The 12234-nt window shown below is 59.9% G+C and carries 10 protein-coding genes and 1 pseudogene; 6 read left to right on the plus strand and 5 right to left on the minus strand.

All coding sequences use genetic code 11. The features are described 5' to 3' along the window. From GGQ64_RS26760 to GGQ64_RS26775, 4 genes and pseudogenes are all read left to right on the plus strand, one after another. Nucleotides 1-1878: a YbhB/YbcL family Raf kinase inhibitor-like protein gene (locus GGQ64_RS26760; protein WP_183808361.1), complete on the plus strand. Its 1878-nt coding sequence runs from the start codon at nucleotides 1-3 to the stop codon at nucleotides 1876-1878. Between the two features lie 10 nt (nucleotides 1879-1888). Next, on the plus strand, nucleotides 1889-3058 hold the full coding sequence (locus GGQ64_RS26765; protein ID WP_183808362.1) for a zinc-dependent alcohol dehydrogenase: 1170 nt from the start codon (nucleotides 1889-1891) through the stop codon (nucleotides 3056-3058). 17 nt (nucleotides 3059-3075) lie between these two features. Continuing rightward, a complete protein-coding gene (locus GGQ64_RS26770) occupies nucleotides 3076-3870 on the plus strand; it encodes an SDR family NAD(P)-dependent oxidoreductase (RefSeq protein WP_183808363.1) in 795 nt (264 codons plus the stop codon). Nucleotides 3871-3989: 119 nt separating this feature from the next. Then, nucleotides 3990-4845 (plus strand): annotated as a pseudogene (locus GGQ64_RS26775) (alpha/beta fold hydrolase). A 20-nt stretch (nucleotides 4846-4865) separates the two neighbouring features. On the opposite strand, the gene GGQ64_RS26780 reads toward GGQ64_RS26775, so the two are convergent. The 3 genes from GGQ64_RS26780 to GGQ64_RS26790 are packed head-to-tail and all read right to left on the minus strand — an operon-like array spanning nucleotide 4866 to nucleotide 6655. Further along, the gene (locus tag GGQ64_RS26780; protein ID WP_183808364.1) at nucleotides 4866-5162 is read right to left on the minus strand and encodes a GFA family protein; all 297 of its coding nucleotides are present in this window, start codon (nucleotides 5160-5162) and stop codon (nucleotides 4866-4868) included. 60 nt (nucleotides 5163-5222) lie between these two features. Continuing rightward, nucleotides 5223-5693: a hypothetical protein gene (locus GGQ64_RS26785; RefSeq protein ID WP_183808365.1), complete on the minus strand. Its 471-nt coding sequence runs from the start codon at nucleotides 5691-5693 to the stop codon at nucleotides 5223-5225. 59 nt (nucleotides 5694-5752) lie between these two features. Then, nucleotides 5753-6655, minus strand: coding sequence for a PhnA-like protein (locus GGQ64_RS26790; protein WP_183808366.1), 903 nt, complete (start codon nucleotides 6653-6655; stop codon nucleotides 5753-5755). 333 nt (nucleotides 6656-6988) lie between these two features. Between GGQ64_RS26790 and GGQ64_RS26795 the strand changes: the two genes are divergently transcribed. Then, entirely contained in the window at nucleotides 6989-8452 is a 1464-nt protein-coding gene (locus GGQ64_RS26795) for a PAS domain S-box protein (protein ID WP_183808367.1), read from the plus strand. Nucleotides 8453-8510: 58 nt separating this feature from the next. Here the strand turns inward: GGQ64_RS26795 and katE are convergent, their stop codons facing one another. Then, a complete protein-coding gene (gene katE / locus GGQ64_RS26800; RefSeq protein ID WP_183808368.1) occupies nucleotides 8511-10643 on the minus strand; it encodes a catalase in 2133 nt (710 codons plus the stop codon). Nucleotides 10644-10742: 99 nt separating this feature from the next. Then, the gene (locus GGQ64_RS26805; protein WP_183808369.1) at nucleotides 10743-11252 is read right to left on the minus strand and encodes a YciE/YciF ferroxidase family protein; all 510 of its coding nucleotides are present in this window, start codon (nucleotides 11250-11252) and stop codon (nucleotides 10743-10745) included. Between the two features lie 149 nt (nucleotides 11253-11401). Between GGQ64_RS26805 and GGQ64_RS26810 the strand changes: the two genes are divergently transcribed. After that, complete coding sequence (locus GGQ64_RS26810) at nucleotides 11402-12211, plus strand: NYN domain-containing protein (protein ID WP_183808370.1); 810 nt, start codon at nucleotides 11402-11404, stop codon at nucleotides 12209-12211. The last annotated feature ends 23 nt before the right edge of the window (nucleotides 12212-12234 follow it).

Genomic DNA, 12234 nt, shown 5'->3' on the forward strand with positions numbered 1-12234 from the left:
ATGATCCGCGACGAAGCCCGGTGTCATCGACCGGGCTTTCCTTTTTATTCCAGTGGTCCGGGAGGTCCCATGAACATCCGTCTGTCCGCGCTTTTATTATCCGCTTCCGCCTTGGCCTTGTCGCTGCCGTCGATATCGTTCGCACAGGTCAAGGGAGAGGTGGGCCGAGCCTCCGATGTCGTCATCCAGGGCTCGATCCTGGAGCCGGAAAAGCTTCAGGTGAAGGACGACGCCAAGCTCACGGCGCTGATCAAGGCGCCCGAAGGCTTCAAGGTCGAGGTCTTCGCTCGCGACCTAATCAATCCGCGCATGCTAGCGGTCTCCGACAAGGGCATTGTCTACGCCACGCGCAGGTCTGTCGGTGATGTCATCATGCTCAAGGATGATGACGGCGACGGCAAGGCGGATGGCACCGTTACGGTTGCGAGCCGCCCCGGCATACATGGCATTACCTTCGACGGGAATACTGTTTTCCTGGTGACGATCCATGATGTCTACACCGCCGACGTCAAGGAAGACGGAACGTTCGGCCCGCTGAAACGCATCATCAACGATCTGCCGGATGCGGGACAGCATGCCAACCGCACGCTCGGCATTGGCCCCGACGGCATGCTCTACATCGGCTCGGGTAGCACCTGCAACGAATGCCAGGACGACAATCCGGAAAACGCCACGGTCCTGCGGGCAAGCAAGGATGGAGCATCGCGGTCGATCTTCGCCAGCGGCCTGCGCAACACCATCGGTTTCGACTGGGAACCGACCACCGGTGCGCTTTACGGTATGGATCACGGCATCGACTGGCTCGGCGACGAGGTCCAGGTCGAGGAACTGAACCGGATAGAGCAGGGCAGGAAATATGGCTGGCCCTATGTCTATGGCATGAGCGGGCTGAACCCCCGTATGGATCCGCCAGAAGGCGTCACGCTGGAGGATTGGGCCAGGCAATCGACCGAGCCGGTCCTCGGCTACACCGCCCACAGCGCGCCGATGCAGATGGCATTCTACTATGGCGAGGCTTTCCCGGCGGACTATCATGGCGATGCCTTCATCGCCATGCGCGGCTCGTGGAACCGCCGTCCGCCTAGCGGCTACGAGATCGTCCGCATCAATTTTGAAAATGGCAAACCCGTCGCGTTCGAGAAATTTCTCGAAGGCTTCCTGCTGCAGCAGGAAAACGGCAAGTACGGCTATCTAGGACGCCCGACGGGCGTGGCAGTCGGCAACGATGGGTCTCTGTTCTTCGCCGACGACAGCAACGGAGTGGTCTACAAGGTCTCCTACAGCGCCGGCGCAACGACACAGGCCGCGGAGGCCGGCACCATTCCCAATGTCGTCACCGACTTGCCGGCATCCAAGATCGCGATCGATCTGGTCGATGCCAAAGGTCGCGATGCAATCTCCGTGAAATCCGCTTTCGACAAGGACGGCCCGATCCCGCTGCAATACGTTGCTGATGGCGACAATGCATCGCCGGCGATCGAGTGGAGCGGCGCACCTGAGGGTACCAAGTCGTTTGTGATCATCTGCGACGATCCCGACGCCGCTAAGCCAAAGCCGTTCACGCACTGGGTCGCCTATGACGTCCCGGCGGGAACCACAAAGCTGCGTGAAGGAATTCCTGGCGCACCGGTCCTGCAGGAGCCGAAGGACATGAAGCAGGGCGCCAACAGCATGGGTTCGCTTGGCTATACCGGTCCGAAGCCGCCGGTCGGCGATCCCGCTCATCATTATCATTTCCAGGTGTTCGCGCTGGACGCCGAAACGCTTGGCCTTGAGCCCGGCGCGAAACGTGATGCTGTGCTGAAGGCTATGGAAGGCCACGTGCTCGCCGAGGGCCAGATCGTTGGCACGCTCGAGCGAAAGCTGGCATCGAAATAGGAGACGCGACATGAAAGCACTGACCTGGCACGGCAAGCACGACATTCGCTGCGAGAGCGTTCCCGACCCAACGATCGAAGACGGGCGTGACGCCATCATCAAGGTGACGGCGTGTGCAATCTGCGGCTCCGACCTGCATCTCTACAATGGGATCATGCCGGACATGCACAGGGGCGATATCATGGGCCACGAAACCATGGGCGAGGTCGTCGAAGTCGGCAAGGACAACAAGAAGTGGAAGGTCGGCGACAGGGTGGTCGTGCCCTTCACGATCGCCTGTGGCGAATGCTTCTTCTGCAAACGCGGCTTCTTTTCCGGTTGCGAACGGTCCAACCCCAAGCCGGAAAAAGTCAAACAGATGTGGGGTAACTCGCCGGCCGGCCTGTTCGGCTACACCCATCTTCTCGGCGGCTACAGCGGCGGTCAGGCCGAATATCTCCGCGTGCCTTACGCCGATGTCGGACCGATCAAGGTGCCGGACGGTCTGAGCGACGAGCAAGTGCTGTTCCTGTCTGACATTTTCCCGACGGGCTACATGGCCGCCGATTTCTGCAACATTCAGCCGGGCGATACGATCGCCATATGGGGCTGCGGTCCCGTCGGGCAGATGGCCATCAAGTCCGCGTTCATTCTCGGAGCCGAACGGGTCATCTCCGTCGACACCGTTCCGGAACGGCTGGCGCTTGCTGAACAATCGGGGGCGATCACCCTCGACTACATGGACAAGGACATCTACGACCGGATCATGGAGCTGACGAACGGCCGCGGTGCGGATGCCTGCATTGACGCGGTCGGAACCGAGTCCGATCCATCGGCAAGCTGGGATGCCCGCATCGATCGCATCAAGGTCGCGACCTTCATGGGAACCGACCGACCCCATGTCTTGCGTCAGGCGATCCACTGTTGTCGCAATTTCGGCACGGTCTCGATCGTAGGCGTCTACGGCGGTTTCCTAGACAAAATCCCTATGGGTTCGGCGATCAACCGGGGCCTGACATTCAGGATGGCCCAGACCCCGGTTCAACACTATCTGCCGATCCTGATGGATCGCATTCAGAACGGCGAGATCGACCCTTCGTTCATCATCACTCATACGGGCAGTCTGGAAGACGGTCCGGACCTCTACAAGACATTCCTCGAAAAGAAGGACGGCTGCGTCAAAGTCGTTCTCAAGCCGTAGACTAGAAGGAAACGATCATGGGAAACGCACTTAATCAGCTCGCCGTCGTCACGGGGGCATCGTCAGGCATCGGCCTGGAGCTTGCAAAGATCGCAGCTGAAAAGGGCTACGACCTCGTGATCGCCGCCGACGAAGGCGATATCGACGTCGCTGCCGAGATCCTGCGTTCGATCGGCGTATCGGTCGATGCGATGCAGGTCGATCTTTCCACCAAGGAAGGCGCTGCGGACTTCGCGCGGTTCATCGCTGACAAGGGGCGACCGGTCGACATCCTGTTGGCCAACGCTGGCAGAGGGCTTGGCAAGGGTTTCCTTGATCAGAACCTCGATGAGGCGCTGCATGTCATAGATACCAACGTGACCGGGACCGTTGCCCTCATCCACTCCATCGGCAACGAGATGCGCGCCCGTGGTGCGGGCAAGATCCTGATCACGGGATCGATCGCAGGCTTCATTCCCGGCACCTATCAGGCGGTCTACAACGGGACAAAGGAGTTCCTGAACTCTTTCTCGTTTGCCTTGCGGCATGAACTAAAGGATTCCGGCGTCACCGTGACCTGCCTGATGCCGGGCGCAACGGAAACCCGGTTCTTCGAGCGGGCGGACATGCTCGACACCGAAGTGGGTCAGTCGGAAAAGGACAATCCCATCGATGTTGCCAAGGTTGGGTTCGACGCTTTGATGAAGAACGAGGGCGACGTCGTTGCAGGCTGGAAGAACAAGCTCCAGACGGTGATGGCTAACGTCACGCCGGCGGGAATGCTGGCCGAGCAACACGCCAAGATGGCTGCTCCTGGAACGGCGAAGAAATGATCGTCGTGACTTGAATACGAAAACGAGGAAGTTCGCCGGTCCCTCGTCATCCAGATCCGCTGGCAGCTGCGCGGGGAGGCAGCCGCCCGCCACTTTGGACCTTGAGCGTGCGGTGACCGATGTTTGAAGGATTTAAATTGGAGATGCTTCCAGTGGCATCGGGTGATATGCGGGTGCGACACTGTGGCTCCGGCCCACCCGTGCTCCTCCTTCACGGTCATCCCGGACGCACATGACATGGGGTCGCGTCGCGGACCTGTTGTCTTCGCATTTCACAGTGGTCTGCCCCGATCTGCCGGGAATCGGTCGCTCATTCCAGCCTGCCGATGCTCCGGATCATCGATCCTCCTCCAAGCGCCAAAAGGCCCATGCCTGTGTTGAAGTGATGGCCCATCTTGGACATGAGACGTTTGCCGTGATCGGCCATAACCGCGGCAGCTACGTCGCCTTCCGGATGGCGATGGATCGACCGGACGTCGTCTCCAGGCTCGTGGTAATAGACGGTGTTCCTATCACGAGGTCCTTGAGCGCGCCGACGAGAAATTTGCGCGTCTCTGGTGGCACTGGTTCTTTTTTGCCGTGCCTGGAAAACCCGAGCGCGCAATCCTAGCCGATCCGTTAGCGTGGTACGGAACGCTCGATCCAGGGCAGATGGGGCAGGAAGCCTACGACGATCTGGTCGAGGTGATCCACGATCCAGCCATAATCCACGTCATGATCGAGGACTACCGAGCGGGTCTAACCGTCGATCGTCAGCATGATCTCGAAGACCGCAACGCCGGCAGGCGGGTCCAGTGCCCAACCCTGTGCCTTTGGTCGTCAAAGGTTGACACGGAGGAATTGTACGGCGATCCGCTTCAGGTTTGGCGGCCCTGGCTATCGCGGGTCGCGGGACATAGCATCGAGAGCGGTCATCATGTTGCCGAGGAAGCTCCGACCGAATTGGCCAACTCATTGTTGCACTTTCTGTCCTGAACAGATCTTGAGCAACTGGTCTACCGATCTCGCGGAAATCCAAGGCCAGGCTGCCGTGGTCGCGTATATCGTTCTTCCCGCGGAAGGCCGTCGTTCATCTCGACACATGGCAAACGTTGTTCCCAATAGCCATGCGCTGCAGGTCGGAATCTTTCCGGTGCGTCCATGAACCCGATGGAAAGATAGACCTCTGCCGGCAAGCCTTCGATTGCCTTGCGGCAATCGTCGCCGTGATCCCAGTTGATCCAGAAGGGTTCGCCGACCGCTTCGGCCGTGATCGCGCCACAAAAACAGGACGCGGGTTCAATCCGCGACATGACGCCTCCTTGCGAAAAATAGACGAGACGCGGCAGAAGTGCGAAGCGGCGCCCGAGTGATCATTCGCTTTTCGCATCCGGGTGGTCGGTGCGTCCGCCGGGGATGGAGCTGACTGTCGCCGACACGGGATCACTGGCTGGAAAAGACGATTCCAGACCTTCATCGAGCTGCTCCTCAAGCGTGCCCGTATCCTGGGCCGCACGCGCGCTCTGGAGCGAAATCACTGCCGGCGAAACCGGCTCGACGTTCGTGCCATCAAGAGTGCCTTGTTCTGAGGCTTGCGCCTGTACAATGGCTGGTTCCTCGGTACTGCGGGACGCTTCACTGGTATGCGCTACATCAGCTCCGTCGGTGTCGAACGTCGCGATCTGGACCATGATCGCCTTTGCCTTCTCCTCGGCATTGAGAGGCGTAAGGATGCCGTCCTCGTCCTTTTTCAACTGAACCGACACAACGTCGCCGCCTTCGCCGACGAATTCGACGGTAAGAGAGGATTTCTCTTCGCGAACCTGCTTGCTGATGACTTCCATGATACTTGCTCCCGGATTGGTGAAAAGCCGCCGGGTGCGTCCCGGCGGCTTTGTCCATTTTAGATCGTACGACGATCAGAAACGTCGACAAGGAGGGCGCGCTTGGTACCGTAGACACCACCGAGCCATGCGGCGACGGCGCCAAGAACCAAGGCCAGGAAGCCGAGGATGGCACCCGCCGAGACCGCCGCCGTCGCAGCCTGTGCAGCATCAATTGTCTTCTGTTTGGCAGCTGCCACGTTGTCGCGATAGGTCTTCTCGTACTGATCAACCTGGGTTCGGGCCTGGCCAAGCGGAATGCCCTGCGCTTTCGAGATGGCGTCGGCAGCTCGATTGCGGGCGTCATCGGCGCTGGCTTCGTCGCCCATCACCACGGCCTGCATCGCAGATACCGCGGCATTTTGCAGAGCCTGGGGATCGTTGCCGGTTGTCGACCGAATCTGCGCCTCGATACCGCCCATCGGATTGGTCGAATTTGCAAGTGCCGGCGCCGCCGCGGTCACTGCGGTTGAAGCGGTTGCGCCAACCCCACTGACGATGCTGGAAAGACCGCTGAATGCGCCTCCGACCAGCGCACCCACCGACGTGGTAAGCAGATAGAGAACGACCAATGTCGTAACGGCCCACGACGTTACGCCGTGATAGCCGCCAGTGGAGTTACTTGGGCGACCGGAGAGACGGCTGGCCACATAGCCACCGACGAAGGACGCGATGATGCCCGCAACAACGAACCAGATACCGCCCGCGATAGAGAAGGTGCTCGCTTCCGGATTGTCATAGGTCGCAGGATCAAGTACCGCAGCGCCAATACCGACGCCCAGAAGGTTGAGCAAGAACTGCGTGCTGAGGGCGATTGCGACGCCGGCGAAAACGGCTCCCCACGAAACCTTGTTGAGGGCGGGTGACGGCGCGATGTCATAGACGGTATCGCCTGGGAGGTTGGTTGAAAGCGGTGTGGTCATGGGGAGGATCCTTCAAAGTTCACAAGTTCGTGATTGCTGAACTCGGAGGTGCGGCATTTGTTCCGCGCTCGACGCCTTCTTCAGGTCTCGAAAGCGTTATCTAGGCGTTACCAGAAACGTCGTCACGTGAGCGAATCGTAACACGTCGCAGCGCATTCCAAGGCACGCTTCTTGCTGTATTATTCGCTCAATCCGGGCTACCATGTCTGTTCCGCATACCCAGACAAATACACGGGCCGCTATCGGAGTGGCCAGATCATGCGAATTCCGAGAACGCGGCAACGAAATGGCTAAGGCGTGTCTGCGCCGTGCCGCCCGACACCGGAGTGTTGCATGAGTTCGTCCTTACCATCGCGGAGCAATGCCGTTTCCGATCAGCCGGAGATCACCGACGCGGTCACCGCTCTCAACTCAGCCACGCAAACGAGTGTCTCCGCCGCTGACGTCTTGAGAGCGCTGCCCGAAGCGGTTTACATGACGGACGAAGCTGGCCGGATCACCTTTTTCAATGAAGCCGCAGCAACGTTGTGGGGCCAGAGACCGGAGATCGGCGAAACCGAATTCTGTGGTTCGTGGAAGATTTTCTGGCCAGATGGCCGGCCGCTTGCCTTCGCGGAATGCCCGATGGCGATCGCCCTTAGAGAAAAACGCCCGAACCGGGATCATGAGATCGTGGTCGAACGGCCCGACGGCAGCCGTGTTTTTGCCTTGGCATTTCCAACGCCGCTCTTTGATATCCATGGCCAGATGATCGGCGCGGTCAACATGCTGGTCGATGTAGGCCATCGTTCGCAGGTGTTCGAGGAGGCCCAGCGTTTCGCCGCCATCGTCGAGTCCTCGGACGATGCCATTCTGGCCAAGGATCTCGATGGCACGATTGTCAGTTGGAACAGGGGCGCGGAAAAACTGTTCGGCTACACCGCCGCCGAGATCATCGGCAAGCCAATCGCCACGCTCATTCCTCTGGACCGGCATGATGAGGAACCGAACATCCTGGCGCGCATCCGGGCGGGCGAGCAAATCGACCACTATGAGACCGTCCGCCGGCGCAAGGATGGAAGCCTGATCGAGATTTCCTTGTCAGTCTCTCCGATCCGGAACCGCCAAGGCCTCGTCGTCGGCGCCTCCAAGATCGCCCGAGACATCACCGAACGCCGCCGTGCCGAGGCGCAGCAGCACATGCTGATCCGGGAAATGGATCATCGGGTAAAGAACCTGTTCACGCTGGCCAACAGCGTCGTGTCCCTGAGCGCGCGGTCTGCGATAACAGCCGAGGAGCTGGTATCGGACGTCGGCTCGCGGCTCAAGGCGCTGGCACAAGCGCATGCCCTCACGATCGCGGCCACAACCGACGCCGGCTCCCGCACCGAGCAAGAGACGACACTTCATACCCTGGTCCGAACAATTATCGCGCCCTATGATGGGCGTGTCGAGCACCAGCCGACGCGGGTCAATCTGTCCGGCCCCGACGTCACAATTTCTGGAAGCGTGGTCACCAGTTTTGCTCTTCTGTTGCATGAGTTCGCCACCAACGCAGCCAAATACGGCAGCCTTTCGACGGTGGACGGGTGTGTCGAGATTACCTGCATGCACGACGCTGACATGTTCGTCCTGACCTGGAGCGAGAGCGGTGGACCATCCGTCGCTCAAACCGAGGACGGAGATGGCTTCGGGACCTTGCTCGGGCGGGCGACAGTGCGAAGCCAACTTGGCGGCGAGATTTCCCGTGAATGGAAGCGAGAGGGCCTCGTCATACGGCTCGCGGTGCTGTTCAGCCGACTGACGGGCAGATATTAGATTGAGGCTGCGGTCGCGGCATAGCTGCCGCGACCGCTCAGCCGGGTTATTGAGGCACTTATGCCTTGCCGAGTTTGACAGACGGCTCCCGGCCCCAGACGCGCAGCTTGCCAAGCTCAGAGACGAAGTCGGAAAGGCCCTCTTCGCCGGGCAGCGCAAGCACGCCCTCATCGAGAGCATCCGCGATGCCAGCCTTTTCCAGAAGCGGCAGGGCAGACTGGTCGTAACCGATGAACTTGCAATGCTGGAAGGCATCGGCCACGAAGTCGCGCGCCGTCGCCTCCTTGACGAGATCGTCTATCCCTTCCGCAGAGGTCAGCAGCGCCACCGCGTCGAAGAGGACAGAAGGCCCGCCGTCGATCATATGATGAACTTCGACCCAGCTTCCATCCGAGGCCGTCACGCCGCCGACCTTTGGCGCGATCAGCTCGAAGACAGCCTTTTCCTTGGTAATGGCCGCCGTGAGGCCGTTCAGCAGCTTGGCATCGACACCATCGGTGATGAGGATGCCGAGCTTGCGGCCTTCGAAGCGTTTGGGGCCGCGTTCGACGATGCTGAGCGCCGGAGACGGTTCCAGATCCTGGCGGGTCGGCATGGCGGCATCCGCAGCCTTCGGCATCGATTGAAAGCCGAGCTTCTGTGCAACGGTGTTTGCCAGCGTCTCATCGATGTTGAGGAGATGGGAGACCATGCGTTCGCGGATGACCGCCGTTTCCACCTTGCTCAGCTCGAATGTCAGGGCAGCGGCGATATGGCGTTGTTCCGGCGGTGTCTGGCTGATGTAGAACTGGCGGGCCTGGCTGTAGTGGTCGGCGAAGCTTTCGGGGCGCAGGCGCGCCTTGGTGCCCTGTTCTTCGGCGGGTAAGGGACGGTGGCCGCGGGTCGGCGATTCCCGTGGACCTTCGTTGAAGGAATTAGGCTGGTAATTCACCCGGCCAGACGGATTGCGCATCGCCATATGCCCATCCTGCTGGAAATGCGCGAAAGGACACTTTGGCGCGTTGATCGGCAGGTGGGTGAAGTTCGGGCCGCCCAGGCGCTTCAGCTGCGTGTCGAGATAGGAGAAGTTTCGGCCCTGCAGTAGCGGGTCGTTGCTGAAATCGATGCCCGGCGGAACGTTCTGCGTCATGAATGCCACCTGCTCGGTCTCGGCGAAGAAATTATCGGGCATGCGGTCGAGGACCAGCCGGCCGATGGCCATCGGGGCAAGGACTTCCTCGGGAATGATCTTTGTCGGGTCGAGCACGTCGAAGTCGAAGCTGTCGGCAAATTCCTGGTCGAACAGCTGCACCTGCAGTTCCCATTCCGGAAAATTCCCCGACTGGATCGATTGCCAGAGATCGCGGCGATGGAAATCCGGATCGGCGCCATTGATCTTAACCGCCTCGTTCCATGCGACCGACTGAAGGCCCAGCTTCGGCTTCCAGTGAAACTTTACGAAGGTCGACTCGTCCTTCGCATTCACGAGGCGGAAGGTGTGCACGCCAAAACCTTCCATGAAACGGAAGGAACGGGGGATGGTCCGGTCCGACATGATCCACATGACCATGTTCATGCTTTCCGGTGTCAGGCTGATGAAGTCCCAGAAATTGTCATGCGCCGTCTGCGCTTGCGGAAAAGCCCGGTCGGGCTCCTGCTTGGCGGCGTGGACCAGATCAGGGAACTTGATGGCGTCCTGGATGAAGAACACCGGGATGTTGTTGCCGACGAGATCCCAGTTGCCCTCCTGGGTGTAAAGCTTGACCGCGAAACCGCGGACGTCGCGGGCAAGGTCGGCGGAACCCTTGTTGCCGGCGACGGTCGAGAATCGGACGAAGGCTTCAGTCCGTTCCCCGGAACGCTGGAAGAGGTCGGCCTTGGTGTAGGCGGCAAGGGATTCATAGGTCTCGAAGTAACCGTGCGCACCATAGCCGCGGGCATGAACCACCCGCTCGGGAATGCGCTCGTGGTCGAAGTGGAATATCTTCTCGCGGAAATGAAAGTCGTCCATGACAAGAGGGCCGCGTGGACCGACCCGAAGCGAGTTCTGGTCGTCGGAAACGGGGCCGCCCTGTGCCGTCGTCAGCAGAGGCGCATCGCCCTCGGCGATCTGATGCAGTTCGCCACCTTCGCCGCGCTGCATTTTCTGGTCGTGAATCGTGGCAGTGACGGTCTGGGATGCCGGTGACCTGACGGGTGATTTCTTGGCCATTGGTTCGCTCCTCGAGCAACTGCTCGGATTGAATGGGGAAGCAGCTGGAAAACAAAAAGGCCGCCTCTAAGGGGCGGCCTGATTGGTATCGGTGATGGCTTAGCTGGCTTTCTTCTGCTGCAACCCCTTGGGGTTCGCGGAGGCCTCGCCAAGCGCAGTCAGCTTCTGGTCGGTGGCAATCTCCTCCTGGAGATTGGCGTCCAGCAGCGGGATGGCGTCCTTGAGGCCGAGCTGCTTTGCCCAGGACTTCAGCGTGCCATAGCGGGCGATCTCATAATGCTCGACGGCCTGCGCCGACGAAATGAGGCCTGCATCGAGGGCGGCGGTGCCCTTGTATTCTTCCATGATTTCTTCGCCTTCGGCGAGGATGCCCTGGATGGCTTCGCAGGTCTTGCCGCGCGGCGACTTGCCAAGCAGTTCGAACACCTGCTCAAGGCGCTCGATCTGGCCCTGCGTTTCGTCGCGGTGCTGCAGGAAGCCGGCCTTGCCTTCTTCCGACTGGGCCGCTCGCGCCATTTTAGGCAGAGCCTTCAGGATCTGCTTTTCGGCGAAATAGATATCCTTGAGGGTATCGAGGAAGAGGTCGTTCAGAGTTTTTTCAGCAGGCATCTTCGTTCCAATCAACTATTTGTGAATGTCGTTGTAGAAACCCTCTCGCCGCAGTTATGTTCCGCGCGGGTCGCAAGTTTACTTGTCCTGCATCGACCTCTCGCTACAGGCCAATATTTCCACGTTGCGTTCCTCTGATAGGAGGCTCCATGCCATCTGAACCTCGCTCGCCCCGCCTGGCTGTGCTGATCGATGCCGACAACGCCTCTGCCAAGATCGCCGACGGTCTGGTCGAGGAGATCGCCAAGATCGGTGAAGCCAGTGTCCGGCGTATCTACGGCGACTTTTCTAGCGCGCGATCGAAGGGTTGGGCTGAAATCCTGTCCAAGCATGCGATCATTCCGCAGCAACAGTTCGCTTACACGCCGGGCAAGAATGCGTCCGATATTACCCTGGTGGTCGACGCAATGGACCTGCTTCATAGCGGCCGTTTCGACGGGTTCTGCCTGGTATCGTCCGACAGCTATTTTACCCGTCTCGCCGCGCGTATCCGGGAGCAGGGTGTGGATGTGTTCGGCTTCGGCGAACAAAAGACCCCTGAGAGTTTCCGCCAAGCCTGCCGGCGGTTCGTCTACACGGAGAATCTCCTGACCTCTGCGCCTGCAAACGAGGTGTTCGCTCCGAGCGCGAAGCCCTTGCAACAGCCGTCGGCCGCCGTGCCGATTATCCGCAAGGTGATCGCGCAGATGGAGAGCGAGGACGGCTGGGTGCCTCTTGGAGCGGTTGGCACGCATCTGGCCAACCTCGCATCTGATTTCGACCCGCGCACATATGGCTTCCGCACCAAGACTGTGTCGTCAGCTCGTCGAAAATGCCCTTCAACGCATCAAGTTCGGCGGGTTCGAACGTGCCCTTGGAAGCAAAGCTGCCCATCTCCAACCCCCAACAAAAGATTCAGGCTACTCCACCAAATGTTGTGTCGCCACGGCCGCTTTGCAATGCCGTCATCAAGTCGATGACCAAAGATTGACCAATCGGTGGC

The sequence above is a fragment of the Mycoplana azooxidifex genome, from assembly GCF_014196765.1.
GTDB classification, from domain to species: domain Bacteria; phylum Pseudomonadota; class Alphaproteobacteria; order Rhizobiales; family Rhizobiaceae; genus Mycoplana; species Mycoplana azooxidifex.